This is a genomic window from Arthrobacter sp. R4-81 (assembly GCF_054792365.1).
This window is the reverse complement of sequence record NZ_CP096445.1, coordinates 480,041-499,095: the sequence shown is the minus strand read 5'-3', so window position 1 is coordinate 499,095 and position 19,055 is coordinate 480,041. Positions and strand designations below refer to the sequence as shown.

The window sequence follows — 19,055 nt, the reverse complement described above, 5'->3', positions numbered from 1 at the left end:
AAAACCCTCCCTCACCTTTCGCGGCTTTTCAGGAAACTCTCCGTCACCTTCCGCCCGAAAACGACGAACCCTCCCTCACGTGATGTGAGGGAGGGTTCGTCATTAACGCCCGATACCTGAGGGAGCGTGGCAGGATTTCCTGCGAGAAGTGAGGGAGCGTTGTATTGCCGCGTGGGCTAGACGCGGCTCGTCACCTCAGCGCGCGCCTGGTGGCGCGGGCTGTTGGGGTTCATCAAGGAGTGCTTACGGCCGTAGAAGAAGTAGATGCCCAGGCCGATGAGGAGCCAGACACCGAAACGGGCCCAGGTCTCCCAGTGCAACTGGAACATCAGGAATGCCGAGGCCAACACACCGAAAGCAGGGATCAGTGGCATCAGGGGCAGGCGGAAGGTACGCGGGGCGTCGGGCTTCTTGTAGCGGAACACAATCACAGAGAAGCAGACGACGACGAACGCAGCCAAAATGCCGATGTTGGTCAGGTCCGCTACAGCCTTGATCGGGAACACACCAGCCAGCAGGGCCGAGGCGACGCCGGCAATCCAAGTGACGCGCTGGGGAGTGCCGTGCCGGTCTGTCTTGGCAAACCAACCGGGCAGCAACCCGTCACGGCTCATCGAGAACCAGACGCGGGTGACTCCGAGGAGGAAGGTCAACATAACGGTAAGGATGGAGAGCACGGCAAAGACGGAAATGATGGTGGCAATGACGGGCAGTCCAACACCTGTAAAGGCTGATGCGAAGCCGGCCTTGGGGTCAATATCCTTGTAATTCTGCATGCCGGTGAGAACCAGCGTGGCGGCAACATAGAGGAGCATCGCGATGATGAGGGACAGGATGATGGCCTTCGGCATGTGCTTCTTGCCGTCCTTCGCCTCCTCGGCGGCGGTGCTCATGGCGTCGTATCCGAACACCGCGAAGAACACTGTTGCCGAGCCGGCCAGGACCGGTCCGAAGCCGCTGGGCATGAACGGGTTGTAGTTCTCCGCATTTATGTAGAAGACACCCAGCCCGATGATGAACAGGATCAGGACCACCTTGATGGCCACTGCCACGAGTTCGAAGCGACCGAAGGCCTTGGTGCCGCGGGAGAGGATCCAGGTGACGATCAGGCAGACGACGATGGCCGGAATGTTGACGATGCCGCCCTTACCCTCATCCGCCGTCGACGTCATCCATGTCGGCATGTGGATGCCGATCCCGGAGAGGAAAGCGTCGAAGTAACCGGAAATACCGATGGCCACCACGGAAACAATCGCAATGTATTCCAAGAGAAGGTCCCAGCCGATGAACCAGCCGATCACCTCACCCAGCGCAACATAACCGTAGGTGTAGGCCGAACCAGCACGAGGGATCATGCCGGCAAACTCTGCGTAGGAAAGCGCTGCAGCCGCGGAAGCGAGACCAGCGATCAGGAAGGAGAACAGCACGGCCGGACCGACGCCTGGCGTTCCTTCACTGCCGGCAGCCACCAGGCCAGCCAAGGAGAAAATCCCGACGCCGATGATGCCGCCAACGCCGATGGCCGTCAGCTGCCAGAGTCCAAGACTCTTGAACAACCCGCTGTGTTTGTTTTCTTCTTCGATATCGTCAATCGGCTTTCGCCGCATGATTGACTGCGTCAAATCTTTAGTACTCATCAGGGACTCCTGCTTAGTGTGTGGACCCATCGCTCCGCCCTGTGATGGGGGTTACTGCGTCCTGAACAGTATGCAAGCGCTGTCCCATTAGATAAAGTGACTTTTGCTAAACATTAATCATTAGATTATGTAATCCTATTGAGAGAGCGGCGATGCGGAGGAGGAATCCATGCTCGACGTAAGGCGTCTGAGACTGCTCCGTGAACTGCAAATCAGGGGAACCCTGGCGGAGGTGGCGGAGGCCCTGCAGTACAGTCCATCGTCTGTCTCCCAGCAGCTCGCACTGCTCGAGAAGGAGGCCGGAGTTGAACTGCTCCGAAAGACCGGCCGAAGGGTTCAGCTGACCCCTCAGGCAGAGGTCCTCGTGGCTCACACTGCCCAGCTCCTCGAGACATTGGAGCAGGCAGAGGCCGACCTCGCCGCTTCCCTCACTACAGTGACCGGGACTGTCAGGATCGCGGTCTTCCAATCCGCAGCGCTTGCTTTGATGCCGGACACCTTGACGCGAATGGCAGCCACGTATCCGGAAGTCCGGATCGAGATGACGCAACGCGAGCCCGAGACGGCTCTGCACGAGACCTGGGCCCGGGACTTTGATTTGGTGATTGCCGAGCAATATCCAGGCCATGCAGCCCCCCGCTACCCCGAACTTGACCGCATCAAATTGACCAGCGACGCCATCAGGCTCGCTGTCCCGCCGCCTTCCCCGGACCGCCCGGCAATCACTTCTATTGCTGATGCGGCTGACTTGGCATGGGTTATGGAGCCGCGGGGAGCAGCTTCCCGTCACTGGGCAGAGCAGGCCTGCAGGAGCGCAGGATTCGAACCGGATGTGCGCTTCGAAACCGCCGATCTGCAGGCCCAGATCCGCTTGATCGAGTCGGGGAACGCCGTCGCGTTTATGCCGGACCTGGTCTGGACAGGGAAGACGACGACGGCGCAACTCCTGGCATTGCCGGGGGATCCCCACAGGACCGTGTTTACGTCAGTACGCCGCTCCAGTGTTAAGCGCCCCGCCATTCTTGCGGCCCGTGAAAACCTGGCCTTCACAGCAGAGTCGATCGCGCCCGCGGTCCCCCAAAACGGGTAAGCCTGGAACGTACGGCCCGGACGAGCCAGTACCCTGGGTTACGTGGATCACTGCAGCTATCGCACGGGTGGCGCTACACTGGGCGGGTTATGAATCGCACAATGTTCAAGTCCAAAATCCACCGGGCCACGGTCACGCATGCTGACCTGCACTACGTCGGTTCGGTCACTGTTGACCTCGACTTGTTGGATGCTGCCGATATTCTCCCTGGCGAGCTGGTGGCCATCGTTGACGTCACCAATGGCGCACGCCTGGAGACCTATACGATTGCCGGCGAGCGCGGATCCGGCGTGATCGGCATCAATGGCCCCGCTGCCCACCTGGTGCAGGAAAACGACATCGTCATCCTCATCACCTACGCAGAGATGACCACCGAAGAAGCCAAGGCCTACGACCCCAAAGTGGTCCACGTGGACAAGGACAATAAGATCGTCCAGCTGGGCAACGATCCCGCCGAGGGCATCACGCCAGGCCTGATGCGACCGCCTTACGCCTTGAACAATGCCGCTCTGAGCTGACTGGGCCTCCTTCACCTTCACTGCCTTGGGACTTGCTGCGCCTGTCCTGCATGAGCTCGCTCCTGCTACCCTGCCGCGTCCGTATCCCGAGATATAGCCTGCCTCGGCAACTCCGGCCTAATAAATCTGATTAGCTATACCCGTGACCGCTCACCATTGCACCGTTGACCCCCCGGGGACGTCACGGTGGTAGATGTTCTTGCGGGCTTCTTTGTGGTGTGGTCCATCATCCTGGTGGGAATGTTCGTCGGCAGGCGAAAGCTTCTGGGAGAAAATGCCCGCTCCGTACTGAGCGCTCTGACGTTTTTCGTGGCCAGCCCGGCCCTGCTGTTTGAAACACTGAGCAAGGCAAAGCTGCAGGACGTCTTCGCCGCTCCGCTGCTGGTCGCCGCTGTTGGCGCGGTAGCAACAGCAACCCTATACCTGCTGATTTCCCGGCTGCTCCTCAAACGCAAAATGCCCGAGGCACTGATCGGCACTATGAGCGCCTCCCTCGCCAACTCAGCGAACCTGGGCATCCCCATCGCCGTGTTCGTCCTCGGCGATGCCAACTACGTGGCTCCTCTGCTGATCTTCCAGCTGGCTTTCTTCACCCCTGTTCTGCTGATGGCCCTCGATGCCACCACCAGTTCACACCGGACAACGCCCTTGGGCTTTCTGCTGCTGATTGTCAGGAACCCAATGATCGTCGGTTCCGGCCTTGGACTCCTGGTCGCAGGCACCGGCTGGCAGGTTCCCGCGCTGGTGATGCAGCCGATCCACCTGATCGGCGGCGCCGCGATCCCCGCCATGCTCATAGCGTTCGGTATGAGCCTGAACGGTTCGCGCCCCCTGCAGGCCTCGGCTGAGCGGCGCTTGGACACGTTGCTGGCCAGCGGGTTCAAGCTCCTGGTCCATCCGCTCCTTGCTTATCTCTTCGCCCGTTTCGCGCTGGGGCTTGAAGACCATGCCCTGTTTGCCGCGGTGGTTACATCAGCCCTGCCCACCGCGCAGAACGTCTTCGTGGCGGCAAGCCGCTACAGGACCGGCATCACAGTAGCCAAGGATACGGTGCTCATAACGACCGTGGTCGCCGTCCCTGTCCTGATCGCCGTGGCATTCCTGCTCAAATGAGTGAGCAGGCTAGGCTAGGCGGCGCACCGCAGAACAACCACCGTGGCGTCGCCGGTGACCTCCCGCCCGGCGGTGAGCGCCAGAATTGCACCACAGGCAGCCTGCGCGCTGGTACTCCCCGGGACGGCATTCCCTTATTAGACTCTGTAATTGCCGGCTCGTCACCTTGCCGTCACATTATTTACAAGACCGGCTGCCTCAGCCACGAGCTCCACAGACTTGAGCCGGCCTTCGGTCCCGGTGCTTTGGTGGGCGATGATCAGCTCGTCCGCGTCGGCGTGGGAAGCGAACCCCTCCAGGTACTTCAGAACTGCCTCGGAGGTGCCAACGGCGGAGTACTTCATCATCGTCAACACGTGCTGTCCTTGCGGGGAGTCGAGGATCATGTCCGCTTCATCGTCCGTGAAAACGCGGCCGTTCCCGAAAAACAGACCTACCCGCGCGCGCTTCGTGGCCTGGAACATCTCCTGCGCCTCGGCCGTGGTATCCGCTGCGATCACGTTTACGCCTGCAATAACATAGGGCGCCTCGAGTTGGGCGGACGGCTTGAATTCGCGTCGATAAAGCGCGACGGCGTCCTGCAGCGCGTTCGGAGCAAAATGGGAGGCGAATGCATAGGGAAGGCCGAGTTGCGCGGCCAGCCTGGCTCCGAATAGTGATGATCCAAGGATGTACAGCGGCACATCGGTGCCCTTGCCGGGAGTGGCTTCAACTCCTTGGATACGGGTAGGGCCTGTCAGGTAACCCTGCAGTTCCAGAACATCCTGGGGGAAGCTGTCGGCCGCCAGCGGATCCCTCCGGAGTGCACGCATGGTGTTCTGGTCGCTACCTGGGGCGCGGCCGAGCCCCAGGTCGATGCGGCCGGGGTGAAGCGTTTCCAGCGTGCCGAACTGTTCAGCGATGGTCAGGGGCGAATGGTTGGGCAGCATGACTCCCCCGGCGCCCAAGCGGATGCTCTTTGTATGGGCAGCAATGTGGGCAATCAGGACACTGGTAGCCGACGAGGCGATGGCAGACATGTTGTGGTGCTCGGCATACCAGACCCGCCGGTACCCCAGTTCCTCCGCCAGTTGCGCCATGGCCACACTGCCCGAAAGACTTTCCGCCGCGGTCTGGTCTTTTCCGATGGTGGCCAGGTCAAGGATGGAAAAAGGGAGAGTCACAGGTAGCGGCCTTTCGTAGCAACGGTCGGTCCCGGCCGCTTCACGGCCCCGGGGACTGCGGGCGGACCCACTCTTTGGACAACGACGGCGGCAGTCCCGTTATTTCGGGACGTCACGCGACGTGGACCACAGAGTCCCACAATGCAGATCCGGAAGCAGCCAGCGTCCGTCAGGTACCGGGCGCAGGCCAGGCACTGTGGCGCAGGAAGAGGGCCGGTCTGATGGGGACCGGCCCTCTTCCCGGATGCCGCTGCTATAGCACCCTGCCCTACGTCACTGAACTCATCAAGCCGTTGCCATCAGGCCACACATCCCCCGAGGTCGATCTGCCCGTCGAGCGCCTTTATCTGGTTCTGGACTGATCCAAGTTGGGTCTGAAGCGCGCTAACTGTGGCCTTCTGGGCGGCAACGGCATCCTTGTTGGCCTTCTTCTGTGCTTCCAGGTTCCGGAGCACCACCTGGGCGTCCGTTACTTGCGTGTCCAGGCTTGTCAGCTGCGTCTGGAGTGTCTGCAGCTGCGCTTCTGTCGCACTGATGTCGTCGTTAAGTTGGTTGAGCTGCGTCAGCAGAGGGGCAACCCTGCCCTGCAGCGAGAGTACCTCCTTCTCCGCCGTTGCAATTTTCGCGTTCAGTACGGACAGATCGGCCACCAGCCCGTCCAGCTGGCTGCTGAGCGCGGCGATATCGGCCGTCTTCGCCAGGACAGCCGAGTTGGCGTCCGCTACCGCTCCCTCAAGGGCCGGTAATTGAGCCTCGAGATTGCTGATGTCTTCCTTCTTGCTATCCACGTCAGCGTTGGCGGCTGTCAGGGCGGCGTTCGCGGTGAGTAGCTCTCCTCGCAGTCCCTGGAGCACTCCCTTCTGCTCCGCTATCACGGCCTTTGCCTCCGCAACACCGTCAACCAGGCCTGGAAGTTCGGCCTCCAGATCGGCGACTAGCTGCTCCTGCGCCACCACGGCCTGATCGGCTTCAGCGGCTGCAGTCTCGAGCCCGGGCAGCTGATCCTGAAGGTCACTGAGCTCCCCCTGTTTGTCAGTCACGGCGGTATTGGCGTTGCTCACGTTTGCCCGCAGCGTTGGAAGCTGGTCCTCCAACGCACTGATTTCAGCTTCCTTGGCGGTCACGGCACTGTTGGCCTCGGATACTGCTGTCTGCAATGGCGCTGCCTCCTGCTGAAGGGTGCTGCTCTCCTGCTGCTTCGTCAGCAGCTGGCTGTTAAGGGAGTTGACCTGGATCTGCAGGGTGCCCAGATCACCCTGCAGGCCAGAAATCTGAGCGTTCTTGTCCGTGATCTGCGTATTTAGATCCGTCAGCTGTGTGTTCTTTGCAGTACGTTGGTCCACCAGCGCCTTCCGGGCCGGGTCGTTGCCACTGAGATCCTTGATTTGGGCCGAGAGAGCGGCGATTTGCCCTTCAAGGATCACTTTGTTGGCCAGCAGCGTTGCCAGCTCTGTCTGGGCAATTCCGATAGCGGCCTGTTTGGCGCTGATCTCGGCGTTCTTAGCTGTGATCTGCTGCTCCAGAGCAGAGATTTCCCCGCTGACGGCGGTGATCTTCTTTGTATGGGCGGTGAGCGCCTGGGCTGCCGCCAGGGCATCGGCTTCGAGCACCTCAAGTTCGCCCTGCGCGGTGACGATGCCGGCTTCGTGCAGACCAAGCATGTTGGAGGCGTCTTCTGCAGCGGCCTCCAGAACCTCCAACTCACCTTGGGCGACTGCGATTTCCTCGCCCTTAATCACTACGGCGCCAGCGGCAGCGGTAGCCATGCCCTGAAGAACGGTGAGCGCTGACTTAGCCTCAACAATTTTTGCCTGCTGAGTGTCCAAGGCGCCTTGTGCCGCCGCCCCATCCGCTTCGAGGCTGGCTAGGACGGCCTCGGCGTCGAGCACTGCCCGCGACGCTGCATCCGCTTCAGATTGGGCGGCCTCTGCTACCTCGACCAGCAAGGCAAGTTCACTTTGTGCATCTCCGATCTCAGTGTTTTTGGCCGCCACCGAGTCTGCCGCCGCTTTCACCGTCGCCTCAAGATTCACCTTTTCGCCTTCAGCTGTTGCGATCTGGCTCTTCTTGTCTTCAATCCGTTCGCCGAGCTCTACAGCCTGCTGCTCCAGCCGGGAAACAGCGGCTTCAGCCAGACCCAGCTCCTCCTCCAATGGGATGAGCCGGCTCTGGACGTCAGCCCTTTCGGCCGTGAGATCGGCCAGCGCTTTCTCGGCCGCCGTGATGGCGTCCCATGTGGCCGTACGCTGAGCGGTGAGACTGGCCAGTGCGCTCTCGGCGGTCTGGATATCGGTGTCGAGCTGCACAACCTCGGCGTCGAGCGCACCGATGGAAGTATCCAGCGCCGAAATCTCAGACTCAAGCGCGGTTTTGCTGGACTGGAGCACTGCACGCTCGGACTGCAGTTTTGCAATGAGCTCAGCGTTCTTGCGGGCGGACGCCTTCAGCAGGTTCTCCTGCACCGCTCCGCGATGCGCAAGCTGATTGACCACCCCGGTGCAGATTCCGGAGGCAGATGCGGTGGCGGCTGTTGCGAGCGGGGCCAGGACAAGCATGCTGGTGACTATCCCGGGAAGGACAACAGCAGCTGCAAGACGACGGACGAAGACAGGCGCGGACAGATCGCTGTTCATTGAAACCCCCAAGATGAGACGAGACGCTTAGTTGCGGGCCACTTTGGCCGCGAAGTGTAGTCAGATCGTAGGGCCGCGTCACATGTCCGGCCACGAGTAACAGGTACCCGTCTTTTCGACACCGGAGTACTTGTTTGCTGACACCGAGTACTCGCTTTTGTTGGTACGGACTACTTGTTTTGCTTCAGCAACTTTTCGTTCCGTACAACTGGGTCAGCGGCTAAGGAGGCACTCGTCGCCTTGCAGAATAGCCTGATAGCGCGAACATTTTTTCAGTTTAGGCGTCACGATCCGGTTCCAAGTCCGTAAACTGAGTGGACGTTCTGCGGGCCCCGTCAGTTGCAATGGTGTGCGTAAGAAGAAGCCCTGAAATCCAGGGCACGTCCATGGGGTGGAAGACGAGCGATCGTGACGCTGGAGCGGAAATCAAGATTATGGGGCCATGATGCCGAAGCCAGAGCCGCCGTCGTGCCGCCTCAGAGCCTGAAAACATGACTGCCCCTAACGGCGTCCTGGTTTCCGATGAGGATCTCGTCGCGGCCGTCGCCGACGGTGACGATCCCGCGGCCGTCGAGGAGCTCTACCGGCGTCACTGGGATGCGAATCTTCTGTTCGCGAAGCGGCTGATGGCAAACGACTTCGACGCAGAGGACATCGCCTCCGAATCTTTCTTGAAGGTCCTCGCAGCCATTCGCCGTGGTCTTGGGCCCCGGGGCCCATTCCGCCCCTACATGTTCCGCGCCGTCCGCTCCTGTGCAGCCGATCACTGGGGTGCCCAGGCAAGGCACAGCGCTGATGGGGATGTTGAGGCGGCGCCGGAAGAAGATCCTGGCTATGCCAGAGTCCTGGATGAAGCCGACAGGTCCCTTGCGGCCTCAGCGTTCGCCACACTGCCCGTTCGCTGGCAGACGGTACTGTGGCACCTTGATGTTCAGGGCGATCCTCCCCGCAGGCTGGCCCCGCTGCTGGGGCTGGAGCCAAATGCAGTGTCCGCCATCGCCGCTCGAGCACGCCGAGGCCTTCGGCAGGCCTATCTGCAAGCCTACGTAGCAGGATCGCTTGATGAAGCCTGCGAACCGACGTTGCCCTTGCTGGCGAAATCGGTGGTGGAAAACCTCACCGGACGGGAGGCCCGGAAACTCAGGATCCACATTGACCGCTGCCTCAAATGCAGGGCCGCCCTCGGCGACCTGGAAGACGTGAGTTCCACTATGCGTCGGGCCGTGGGCCCTTGGTTTGTCGGCCCGCTGATCCCCTTTCTGGGGCTCACGGGCGCCGGGCAGATCGGGTCTCTTCCCGCCGACCCCGCCTCCTGGATCGCGGCGCAAACCGCACTTACCCAGTTGTCCCTTGCGGCAGCGAGCGTTGCCGTCGTCAGTGGCATCGCGACGGCGGTGGTAGCCCCTACGCTGCCGACACCGCCCTCCGGTGTGTCAGTGACTGCAGGGGCTCAGGTAGCAGTCTCACCAGAAAATTCAACGGGCCAGCCGGCAGGATCGAATCCGATGCCCGGCGCTAAGGTGCTGGCACCAGGAAGTTCGGCAGACCCTTCAGCCGTGCCTCGTACGGCTACGCCTGGGAACCCTGACCAGGGACAGTTGGGGACGGACAGTGAGGCCTTCGCTATGATCAGCCCTTCTCCTCAAGCCTCGGCTGCTCAGCTGCCAGTCCTGCTACCAGGAGTCCTTCCCCCGGCAGTAACAGATCCCTTAGCCGGTGTCCTGCTTCCAGGAGTCCTTCCCCCGGCAGTAACAGATCCCCTGGCCGGTGTCCTGCCGTCCTCTCCCATCCCGTTGGTCACGTTAGCGCCCGCGCCAGATCCGACCGTGGCGCCGGTTCCAACGGTTACGCCTATCCCGACCAACCCCGACGGAAATTGCGCAGTGATCATAGTCGTGTCCATCTGCTTAGATTCTTGACACTCAAGTTTCCGTAACTTCGCATGGCTTCCGGTGTTTGCACAGGCAAGAGCGGAATGAACGCGAGTTAAGAAAGCTCAACGGGCTGGTGGCGTTATCGTGACGCCGATTAGGCAAATTCTTTTGTGGTGATCCTCACATTTAAACTCGGCCATCGCTATCCGGGTTGCGATGATTCACTCGGGGCCGAACAGTTCCGTGCAGCTGTCAGGAAAAGTATTTAAAATATTTGGCGTTTATGCCGTCACGATTCAGGCACTGCGACGTATATAAACAGGGTGTACCTTGAATTGCTTGACTGTTGGCCGTAATAGCTGCCTTCCCTCCTGAGTTGTTGGGGCGGGGGAGGGTAGGCACCCGATTCCGAATCCTTAGTGCGCTGCCACGTAGTCGGCCATGACGGCAGCCTGAACCCGTCCCCGCTCATTCACTGACAGGCCTTGCGCCTTCGCCCACTCACGAACCTCCGAGGAAGTCGGCGAAGTTACCTGAACCGTGGCGCGAGGACGTCCTCTGCCGCGGCTAGGCGCCGAAGAGCGGCGCGCTGCAGATACATAGCGATCAAGGACGAGACGAAGCTCAGCGGCGTTCCTGTCGTTCAGATCAATTTCATACCCGACCCCGTCGATTGCGAAGTTCACTGTTTCATTTGCTTCGGAACCATCAAGGTCATCTTCAAGGAGAATTACCATCTTTTTTGCCATAAGAAAACGGTATCACCCCCCATTAGCTGAAATTCCAGCATTTTGTACGTCAGGGGAATTAATTGCGCGCCCAACCATTTATGGATCATTTCTGAAAGTCGACTGTATCTCTGCCCGCGAATGGGCATGCTGAACGTCGCGTATACAATTCGGGCTAAAGCGGTGCATCCTAGTTCCGTTGGGCCAGCCGGTAAAAAGGAGTGAAACGTCGTCGTTGTTCACTCCCCCCGCTAAGCTAAGCCGCATGGCTGAGAAATCAACTGCTGGCAAAGTCCTCACCATCCAGCAGGGCTACGAGTTGGAAGGGCCGGTCATTGAGCTTGGGGCGGCAATCGTCGACGGCGAGTTGCACAAGGAGGCACCTGTCAGACTGCCCCTCGCCATGATGAACCGGCATGGCTTGGTGGCAGGCGCAACAGGCACCGGCAAGACCGTTACGTTGCACATGATGGCCGAGCAGTTGTCTACCGCGGGGGTGCCGGTATTTCTTGCGGATCTCAAAGGCGACCTGTCAGGACTGGCCACCGCCGCCGTCGCAAGTGAAAAACTGCGCCTGCGCACGGACGGGATCGGCCAGGCATGGTCGGGCAAGACTTTCCCAGTTGAATTCCTGGCGCTAGGTGGCGACGGGATCGGCATCCCCGTCAGGGCGACTGTCACCTCTTTTGGGCCTATCCTGCTGTCCCGGGTCATGGAGCTGAACGATACGCAGGAATCCAGCCTGCAGTTGGTTTTTCATTTCGCCGACAAGAACAACCTGGAACTGATCGATCTGAAGGATCTTCAGGCCGTCATCCAGTTCCTCACGTCACCGGAAGGCAAGCAGGAGCTGGCCAGTCTCGGCGGACTATCCAAGGCCACCGCAGGGGTCATCCTCCGGGAGCTGGTCTCCTTGGAAGCGCAAGGCCTGGAGAAGTTCTTCGGCGAACCGGAATTCGACTCAGCCGAGCTTCTCCGCATGGCGCCGGATGGGCGTGGCGTCATCTCCTGCCTCGAACTTCCAACATTGCAGGCCAAGCCCATGCTCTTTTCAACGTTCCTCATGTGGCTTCTGGCTGACCTTTTTGAAGAACTGCCGGAGGCCGGCGACCTGGACAGGCCCAAGCTTGTCTTTTTTCTCGACGAGGCGCACTTGCTCTTCAACGACGCGTCCAAATCTTTTCTGCAGGCGATCACCACCACCGTTCGGCTGATTCGGTCCAAAGGAGTCGGGATCTTCTTTGTGACCCAGGCTCCGAAGGACCTTCCCGCCGATGTTCTGGGGCAACTTGCCAACCGGATTCAACATGCCCTCCGTGCCTACACGCCGGAGGACGCAAAGGCACTCAAGGCCACTGTCTCCACGTTCCCCCTGAGCGATTACGACCTCGAGGAAATCCTGACCTCCGCCGGGATCGGCGAGGCCGTGGTCACTGTGATGAACGAGAAAGGCGCCCCGACTCCTGTGGCGCTGACGAGGCTCCGTGCCCCTGAATCCGTGATGGGTCCGAGCTCGACGGAGCTCCTGACCAGCACCGTGGCAAGCTCGTCCCTGCTCGCAAAATACGGAACGGCCGTTGACAACGTCTCAGCTTACGAAAAAATAGCCGGCAGATCTGCTGCCCCCACCGGGCCAGCAGCGCCTGGCCTGCCGCCGACTCCTTTCGAACCGGACGGCGTTCTCAGAGAACCGGACGGCGTTGCGACCTCCGGCGTCGAGACTTCCGACATCGACGCCGAGGCCCGCCGAATTGAGGAGGAGATCCTGGGCCGCCCCAGCAGCAGGGCGCTTCCGAACGACGGGGAGGTTCCTACCCCGGAGCCGCAGGCAGCACCCGCTCCGCGACCACGCGCTGGCGGGACGAATGGTGGGCTGTCAGGAGTTCTTGGCGATGCCCTGGGTGGCGGGCTCAAGAGTATGGCACGTTCCGTCGGGACCCAGCTGGGGCGAGAACTGTTGCGCGGCGTCTTCGGCACCTCGTCGAGGCGCCGCCGCTAACTCATGACGCTGAGTCGACGGCGTTGATTCAGCAGGAGCTCGTCCCTCATCCCCCTGCCGCAAAGAGCGCCAGTAGGGCCCTGTTGACCCTGCCTTTCGTCATACCGACGACACTCTTCACCGGGATATCCGCGCCTTACAGGTAACGTAAGGTAAGTGCAGATGAGTCAAGCGTTGGTGAAGATCGCGGCCGGATGGCTGTTGGGTCTTATGCTCGCCGTCGCCGCTGCCGTTGTAGCAGTCAACCTCGTGAACGATTCCGTCGCCAGTCCACAGCAGCCTGTGAGAGAGTATCTGGACGCTTTACACAAGGGCGACGGCGGAAGGGCCCTGGGATTGTTGAGGGCATCCGTACCCGAGAGCAGTGCCGCGATGTTGGACGGATCAGCCTTGCAAACCGCGGCGGCAAGGATCTCCAACGTCAAGCTGGGCAAGGAAGAGGTCCAGGCAGACGGCCAGGTGAAGGTCCCGATGGACTACACCATTGACGGCAGCAAGCTCCATACCGACTTCCTGCTCGAAAAAACCGGAACACACTGGCTTTTCTTCGACACGTGGGCCTTTGTGCCCGCGCCTCTTCCCGTTCTGGATGCAACGGTAGTGAATTCAAGCGAGGCAACGCTGAACGGTGTGCCCGTGAACATGCCGAACGGGCGCAACTCCTTCGCCGTCTTCTATCCCGGCGAGTACGAGGCCAGCCTCAACGACGAATATTTTTCGGCACCACCAACAAAGGCCACGGTATCCGGGCGGGATGTACCTCCCGCGCCGTTGAACCTGTTGACCCAGGCCACTGACGGGCTGAAGGAAGCCGTGAGCGGCAAGGTCAAGGAGTTCCTGGATACGTGTGCCGCCGGAGCCGTGGAGCAGCAACGACTCCAACCGGACTGCCCGTTCTATCACGCCACCAACAACCGGGTTACCCCTGGCACCATCAAGTGGGAGATTACCGAGTATCCCAAGGTGTCCGTCGAGCCCTTCGGCGGGCAATGGGTGGTGTCACCTTTGGATGGCAAGGCCAGAGTCACAGCGCAGCAGGAGGATCTGTTCACGGGCCAAATTTCGGAGCTGAACGTCATTCAGGACTTTAGCTTCACAACCCGCCTGGACATCGGCGCCGACAGCATCACCGTTACGCCCATCCTGACTTATTGACCGCACGCCCTTGGGTGCAAGGCGCGGAAACAGGGCGGGGACCGGTCGCGGGTACCGGTCGACGGCGGTACTCGCCGACGGCGGGCCGTCCCCAGAACGGCCGCCGAAGACCGCAGGATGGCCTCTGGCGGCGGCCCACCGTCCAGTCTTCCTAGTCCATGCCGCGCAGATCCAGCACGAGTTCCGTGTCGCCGTCGGGCTGCAGGAGAACGGGGATACCCCAGTCCTGCTGATACAGGTGGCAGGCAGCGTGGTCAGGGATCTCGCCGTCGGCCGTCTCAGGACCGTCACAGGCCGCAGCGCGCGCCGTGATGTGCAGAATCCCCTCCGGGATATCGGAGGCAAGCTCCAGCGTGCGGAGCAGGCCCACAGAGGTTCCGGCCCCGGATACCAGGAGCTCAGGGGGTGTGGAGGAAATCTTCAGCTGGGTGGGGTCACCCCAGCGGTCATCCAGCTTTTGCCCGGTGGGAGCCGTGAATCGGACCGTTAGCTCCATGGGCCCAGGCGCCACGGGGCTCTTGGGCCGGTGGGTCTGCACAGCGCCCTCGTCCACCTGCTGTGCTTCCTTGGGAATCGGGACGTAGACCAGTTGGTGTTTGTTGGCTTCAACCACCACCAGCAGGGGTTCACTTCCCGCGACCTGGGTGTGATCCACGATGACGTCGGACGGCTCCGAAAGTCCCCGGGCCAGAGTGGAGACCGTGCCGGCCACGGGGTCGTAACGTCGTACTGCCCCGTTGTAGGTGTCGGCGATAGCGACGGAACCGTCAGGCAGTACCGTCACGCCGAGGGGGTGCTGCAGGCGGGCGGCGGAGGCCTCTCCGTCACGAAAGCCGAAATCGAACAGGCCCTTGCCAACGGCGGACTGCACCGTGACAGAGCCGGAATCGTCAATCACCAGTTTGCGCAGGGCAGAAGTCTCAGAATCCGCTACCCAGATGTTGCCGTCAGCGTCTTCAGCCAGGCCTGAGGGCTGGGCGAACCATGCCTCATGCGCATCGCCGTCCAGGAGGCCTTCAAGTCCGTTTCCGGCGAGGATGGAGACGGCGCCTGAGCGGGGGTTGAAGCCGAAGATCTGGTGCACGCCGGCCATCGCGATCACGACAGCATCCAGTTTGCTGGACCACACCACATCCCAAGGTGAGCTGAGCGAGACGTCCAGGGGGTGATCCCCCAGGGACCCGCCGAAGCCCGCGCCGTCCTCGTCCACTCGGGCGGGGCCGGTTTCGAGGAGACGCTGGACGCCGTTGCCGACGATCGTCCTCACCGTTCCGTCCGTGAGTGAGAGTCCGCGCAGGCGATGGTTGACGGAGTCGGCAATGACGACGTCGTATCCTGCTTCGGCGGCAACGTCTTCCGGCAGCAGAACAAGGCCCTGGGGCTCGTTGAAGCGGGCCGTTGCGTCCGGACCCGCGCCAGGGCCGTCTTCGTGGCCCTTGATCCCGGCACCAAAAGTACCCAGGACGGTCTGGAAGTCGGTATCGAGTTCCACCAGACGGTGGTGACCGGTATCAGTCAGGAGCCAGGATCCGACGTCGGATGGCGTTCCGGTGGCGTCTCCGGCCGCAGTTCCACGCCCGGCAGGCAGGTACAGCGCCTTGCCCGGGAAACGCAGGGTTCCCGACGTCGGCTCCGGAGCCACGTACGGACCGTTTCCGCGGTGCAGCGTGCCCTTGTCCTCGTGCGCGGCAATGAGTTCAGGGATTAGCACGGACAGGCCGTCAGCATGGCCTTCGCCGGACAGATGGGCCACGATGTAGCCCTCGGGGTCAACCACCACCAGCGTCGGCCAGGCGCGGGCAGCGTAGGCCTTCCACGTTTCCAGCTCGGGGTCGTCCAGGACCGGATGGTGGATGTCGTAACGCTCCACTGCGGCCGCAAGGGCCACAGGATCGGCCTCGTGCTCGAACTTCGGCGAGTGCACCCCGACAGTGACGAGGACGTCGGAGTACTGCTCCTCGAGAGGCCGCAGCTCATCCAGTACGTGGAGGCAGTTGATGCAGCAGAAGGTCCAGAAATCCAGTAACACGATCTTGCCGCGCAGCGATTCCAGGTCCAGGGATTTTCCACCCGTGTTGAGCCAACCCCTGCCCACGAGTTCAGAGGCGCGGACCCGGAGGTGGGTGCGTACGGTGTCGCTCATCAGCGTCCTTCCAGCTTTTGGTTTCGTTCGGCAACCTTGGCATCACGCTCGGCCAGCTTGGCAAACATATCGTTGTAAGCAGTCAGATCGGCGTCGTTATTCCTGTCCGCCGCCCGATCGGTCCGCCGGGTCTCCCGTTCATCGGAGCGGGACCACATCACTGCGACGCCGATTGCCACCAGCAGCGTGGGTACCTCGCCGATTCCCCACGCCACGGCACCTCCTGTTTGCTGGTCAAGGAGGGCTGGCTGTCCCCAGGACCTGCCCAGGTTGCCGAAATAATCAGCGGCCAGCAAGCCGGTGCCGCCCATGATGGAAACACCGAAGAAGGCGTGGAAGCCCATAGTCGCCAGGAGCAGCAGGAGCCGCATGGGGTAAGGGGCTCGCTGAGGCAACGGATCAGTACCGATCATGGTCAGCACGAAAATGTAGCCGGTGAGTGCGAAGTGCAGGTTCATGAGCTCATGCCCGACATGCTCCCGCATGGCAAAGCTGAAGGCATCGGAGAAATAGAACAGAACAATCGAACCGGCAAAGTTGGCAGCGGCGAAGAGCGGGTGAGTGACCAGTTTCGAGAAGCGGGAATGCACAAACAGCAGCAGCCATTCCCTGATCCCGCGCGAACCATCAGAGCGGGCAGGGAGCGCGCGCAGGGCAAGAGTCACCGGCGAGCCGAGCACCAGGAAGATGGGGGCCACCATGGTCAGCGCCATGTGGTCCACCATGTGCGCCGAGAAAAGCACCCGTCCGTAGACCGCCGGAGCGCCGGACGTGATGTAGGTCAGGACCAGAAGCCCGATGACCCAGTTGATGGTGCGGAACCAGGACCATTTGTCACCGCGCCGCAGGACTTTCCGCACACCGAGGATGTAGGCCGCAAGCCCGAAGACAGCCACAGTGATCCACAGCCAGTCCAACCGCCACTCGGTAAACCAGCGTTCCGGGGTCAGCTCGGGTGGAAGCTCGTAGCCGGTGAGGATGAAGGCAGGTGAGGCGTTGGGGGCGTACGTTGTGGGCTGGGGCGGGGCTGAACGTGCCAGCGCGACGGCTATCCCCGACGTCGCACCCATGATCAACAGTTCCGCTATGACCAGCTGCCAAAGAACCCGCCGGGTTGAAAGCGCGGCTCCTGCCCGGCTCAGCTGCGGGATGATCCACTGCCGGTGCATGAGTCCAATGGCGCCCAGCACCAGCGTGGCAATGGCTTTGGCCACCACCAGCTGGCCGTAATCCGAGCCGAACAGGTCGTTCCAAGTGGTGAGGCGGATGCTGGCGTTGATCACGCCCGAGGCTAAGACCAGGACAAAGGCAAAGCCGGCAAGAGCTGAAAACCGGCGGAGTACGGCTTCGGTGATGTCGGTCTTTCCTGCCGGTTTGGAGCCGGTAAGGATTCCGGACAAGGCCGCCAACATGATGATTCCGCCCACCCAGGCGGTTACTCCCATCACGTGCAGGCCCAGGGAGTTGATGGCGCCCTCGTGATCGCTCGAACTGGAAGAGTGGCCGACGAGGGCTGGCGGCACCAGGCCGACCAGCGCCAGTATGAGGGTCAGCGCCAGGCCTGTGAGGGACCGCACGCCAAACAGTGAGGTGGTGACCACGGCAGCGATGATGACGACGGCCAGCCATGCCCGGCCCGTTTCGATATCCGTCATGAAGTACGCCAGGGCGCGCGTGAATTCTGCGTCTCCTGCGACGGCTTGGCCGGCGACATCCGAGTAAGTAAGCACCAGGACGGCAATGGCGGACAGAGTCCACGCCACACCTGCCGCTGCGGCCACCGTCAGTGCCCTCGTAAAGGCAGGGTGTTCCGGCGATTCGTTGTCCTTGGAGCGGGATCCGCCGACGGATCGGGGCAGGATGGCTACAGCGAAGATGAGCCCGCCGATTACTGTGGCCAGCGAGACGTTGTGGATGGCTTTGCTGATTGGCAGCCCCCACCGGACAAAAGCTCCCGGATCGGAGACGTCACGGGCGGTTGCAGCCCCCGAGAAAAGCAGTGCCGCTGCCAGGCCGAGAATTACTGCGAGCAGGCCTCCCAACAGCCACGGCCTTGAGACGCCGAGGACGCCGGCGGCTCCCCGCTGCCCTTCTGAGGGTGGCAGCGTTGGGGCTGTGGAGGGGGATTTTGATGCGGAAGGCACCTATCCATTGTCCGCTACACCGGTGAACTCCGCGAATCGGGGGGTCTGGTGATGGGGGTCTGCGGGGGGCGAGGCAAATAGCGGCGTGGGTTAAACGGCAAAGGAGCGGCAGCCCGTAGGCCGCCGCTCCCTCTAAGCCTGGAAGAAGACTCTACTTTTTGGAGACAGCAGCCTTCAGCTTGGAGCCTGCCGTCAGCTTGACGCTGTGGCCAGCGGCGATCTGGATGGTCTCGCCGGTCTGCGGGTTGCGGCCGGTGCGGGCAGCGCGGTCGGTACGCTCAACTGCGAGCCAGCCCGGGATGGTGATCTTTTCGCCCGAGGCGACAGAGGTCTCGAAAACCTCGAACAGTGCATCCAGCACGGAGTTGACGGCTGCCTGGCTGGTGCCGGCCTTGCCTGCTACCTCTGCAACAAGTTCACTACGGTTCTTAGCCATTTATGTCCTCCTGGACGGTCATGATTCTGGAGCCTGCATGCGGCATGCGTACAAGCCACTGTTCGAAAACTTACCAGCTTGCCGCGAGGAGGGCTGCAAATTCCGCGTGTTTCCGCCACTTTTTGAGGAAAAACACGGGAAATCTCCCCTTTCGAGGGCATATTTCGCCCAAAGCGGACGCTCCCTCACGTTTCGCAGGTTCTGGCCTGACGCTCTCTCACGTTTCGCAGGTCGTAGCCTGACGCTCCCTCACCTTTCGCAGGTTCCGGCCTGACGCTCTCTCACGTTTCGCAGGTTCTGGCCTGACGCTCCTTCACGTTTCGCAGGTTCTGGCCTGACGCTCCTTCACATCCCGCCGGTTTGGGGTCGGGAGGTGAGGGAGGGTTGCCCTGTTGCCCACGGTATGTGAGGGAGGGTTGCCC

At 61.5% G+C, this 19,055-nt stretch carries 13 protein-coding genes; 6 read left to right on the top strand and 7 right to left on the bottom strand.

What is annotated here, in order from left to right; genetic code table 11:
* Positions 1 to 176 precede the first annotated feature (176 nt).
* Positions 177 to 1,637 (bottom strand): amino acid permease, encoded by a 1,461-nt coding sequence (locus M1E05_RS02320; protein ID WP_458112371.1) that lies wholly within the window; start codon positions 1,635 to 1,637, stop codon positions 177 to 179.
* A gap of 169 nt (positions 1,638 to 1,806) precedes the next feature.
* Here M1E05_RS02320 and M1E05_RS02315 point away from each other — a divergent pair, with 169 nt between their 5' ends.
* The 3 genes from M1E05_RS02315 to M1E05_RS02305 all read left to right on the top strand — a co-directional run bounded on the left by M1E05_RS02315 (position 1,807) and on the right by M1E05_RS02305 (position 4,358).
* Positions 1,807 to 2,727 (top strand): LysR substrate-binding domain-containing protein, encoded by a 921-nt coding sequence (locus M1E05_RS02315; protein WP_461164317.1) that lies wholly within the window; start codon positions 1,807 to 1,809, stop codon positions 2,725 to 2,727.
* Between the two features lie 89 nt (positions 2,728 to 2,816).
* On the top strand, positions 2,817 to 3,245 hold the full coding sequence (gene panD / locus M1E05_RS02310; protein ID WP_247046708.1) for an aspartate 1-decarboxylase: 429 nt from the start codon (positions 2,817 to 2,819) through the stop codon (positions 3,243 to 3,245).
* Positions 3,246 to 3,431: 186 nt separating this feature from the next.
* Positions 3,432 to 4,358 (top strand): AEC family transporter, encoded by a 927-nt coding sequence (locus M1E05_RS02305; RefSeq protein WP_458112373.1) that lies wholly within the window; start codon positions 3,432 to 3,434, stop codon positions 4,356 to 4,358.
* Positions 4,359 to 4,519: 161 nt separating this feature from the next.
* Here M1E05_RS02305 and M1E05_RS02300 read toward each other — a convergent pair whose 3' ends face one another.
* Together M1E05_RS02300 and M1E05_RS02295 are read right to left on the bottom strand one after the other, a co-directional pair.
* Positions 4,520 to 5,521 (bottom strand): LLM class flavin-dependent oxidoreductase, encoded by a 1,002-nt coding sequence (locus tag M1E05_RS02300; protein ID WP_461164316.1) that lies wholly within the window; start codon positions 5,519 to 5,521, stop codon positions 4,520 to 4,522.
* Between the two features lie 299 nt (positions 5,522 to 5,820).
* The gene (locus tag M1E05_RS02295) at positions 5,821 to 8,154 is read right to left on the bottom strand and encodes a coiled-coil domain-containing protein (RefSeq protein WP_461164315.1); all 2,334 of its coding nucleotides are present in this window, start codon (positions 8,152 to 8,154) and stop codon (positions 5,821 to 5,823) included.
* Between the two features lie 491 nt (positions 8,155 to 8,645).
* On the opposite strand from M1E05_RS02295, the gene M1E05_RS02290 reads away from it, so the two are divergent.
* The gene (locus M1E05_RS02290; protein WP_461164314.1) at positions 8,646 to 10,073 is read left to right on the top strand and encodes an RNA polymerase sigma factor; all 1,428 of its coding nucleotides are present in this window, start codon (positions 8,646 to 8,648) and stop codon (positions 10,071 to 10,073) included.
* A 371-nt stretch (positions 10,074 to 10,444) separates the two neighbouring features.
* On the opposite strand, the gene M1E05_RS02285 is transcribed toward M1E05_RS02290, so the two are convergent.
* Positions 10,445 to 10,777, bottom strand: a complete 333-nt coding sequence (locus M1E05_RS02285; RefSeq protein ID WP_458112377.1) for a histone-like nucleoid-structuring protein Lsr2 — start codon at positions 10,775 to 10,777, stop codon at positions 10,445 to 10,447.
* A 244-nt stretch (positions 10,778 to 11,021) separates the two neighbouring features.
* On the opposite strand from M1E05_RS02285, the gene M1E05_RS02280 reads away from it, so the two are divergent.
* Both M1E05_RS02280 and M1E05_RS02275 read left to right on the top strand, forming a co-directional pair.
* On the top strand, positions 11,022 to 12,755 hold the full coding sequence (locus M1E05_RS02280; protein WP_461164313.1) for a helicase HerA-like domain-containing protein: 1,734 nt from the start codon (positions 11,022 to 11,024) through the stop codon (positions 12,753 to 12,755).
* A 162-nt stretch (positions 12,756 to 12,917) separates the two neighbouring features.
* Complete coding sequence (locus M1E05_RS02275) at positions 12,918 to 13,910, top strand: hypothetical protein (RefSeq protein WP_458112379.1); 993 nt, start codon at positions 12,918 to 12,920, stop codon at positions 13,908 to 13,910.
* Between the two features lie 151 nt (positions 13,911 to 14,061).
* Here the strand turns inward: M1E05_RS02275 and M1E05_RS02270 are convergent, their stop codons facing one another.
* The 3 genes from M1E05_RS02270 to M1E05_RS02260 all read right to left on the bottom strand — a co-directional run bounded on the left by M1E05_RS02270 (position 14,062) and on the right by M1E05_RS02260 (position 18,633).
* Positions 14,062 to 16,053 carry an NHL domain-containing thioredoxin family protein gene (locus M1E05_RS02270; RefSeq protein ID WP_461164312.1) on the bottom strand — a complete coding sequence of 664 codons (1,992 nt, stop codon included), beginning with the start codon at positions 16,051 to 16,053 and terminating at the stop codon, positions 14,062 to 14,064.
* Complete coding sequence (locus tag M1E05_RS02265) at positions 16,053 to 18,197, bottom strand: cytochrome c oxidase assembly protein (RefSeq protein ID WP_461164311.1); 2,145 nt, start codon at positions 18,195 to 18,197, stop codon at positions 16,053 to 16,055. The genes M1E05_RS02270 and M1E05_RS02265 overlap by 1 nt, the downstream gene beginning before the upstream one ends.
* Positions 18,198 to 18,348: 151 nt before the next feature.
* Positions 18,349 to 18,633 (bottom strand): HU family DNA-binding protein, encoded by a 285-nt coding sequence (locus M1E05_RS02260; RefSeq protein WP_247046834.1) that lies wholly within the window; start codon positions 18,631 to 18,633, stop codon positions 18,349 to 18,351.
* Positions 18,634 to 19,055 lie beyond the last annotated feature (422 nt).

Excerpts from the sequence above, each read along its gene's own strand:
- M1E05_RS02270 (WP_461164312.1), bottom strand. The coding sequence starts at position 16,053 with ATGAGCGACACCGTACGCACCCACCTCCGGGTCCGCGCCTCTGAACTC.
- M1E05_RS02285 (WP_458112377.1), bottom strand. The coding sequence starts at position 10,777 with ATGGCAAAAAAGATGGTAATTCTCCTTGAAGATGACCTTGATGGTTCC.
- M1E05_RS02280 (WP_461164313.1), top strand. The coding sequence starts at position 11,022 with ATGGCTGAGAAATCAACTGCTGGCAAAGTCCTCACCATCCAGCAGGGC.
- M1E05_RS02295 (WP_461164315.1), bottom strand. The coding sequence starts at position 8,154 with ATGAACAGCGATCTGTCCGCGCCTGTCTTCGTCCGTCGTCTTGCAGCT.
- panD (WP_247046708.1), top strand. The coding sequence starts at position 2,817 with ATGAATCGCACAATGTTCAAGTCCAAAATCCACCGGGCCACGGTCACG.
- M1E05_RS02290 (WP_461164314.1), top strand. The coding sequence starts at position 8,646 with ATGACTGCCCCTAACGGCGTCCTGGTTTCCGATGAGGATCTCGTCGCG.
- M1E05_RS02275 (WP_458112379.1), top strand. The coding sequence starts at position 12,918 with ATGAGTCAAGCGTTGGTGAAGATCGCGGCCGGATGGCTGTTGGGTCTT.
- M1E05_RS02320 (WP_458112371.1), bottom strand. The coding sequence starts at position 1,637 with ATGAGTACTAAAGATTTGACGCAGTCAATCATGCGGCGAAAGCCGATT.
- M1E05_RS02315 (WP_461164317.1), top strand. The coding sequence starts at position 1,807 with ATGCTCGACGTAAGGCGTCTGAGACTGCTCCGTGAACTGCAAATCAGG.
- M1E05_RS02260 (WP_247046834.1), bottom strand. The coding sequence starts at position 18,633 with ATGGCTAAGAACCGTAGTGAACTTGTTGCAGAGGTAGCAGGCAAGGCC.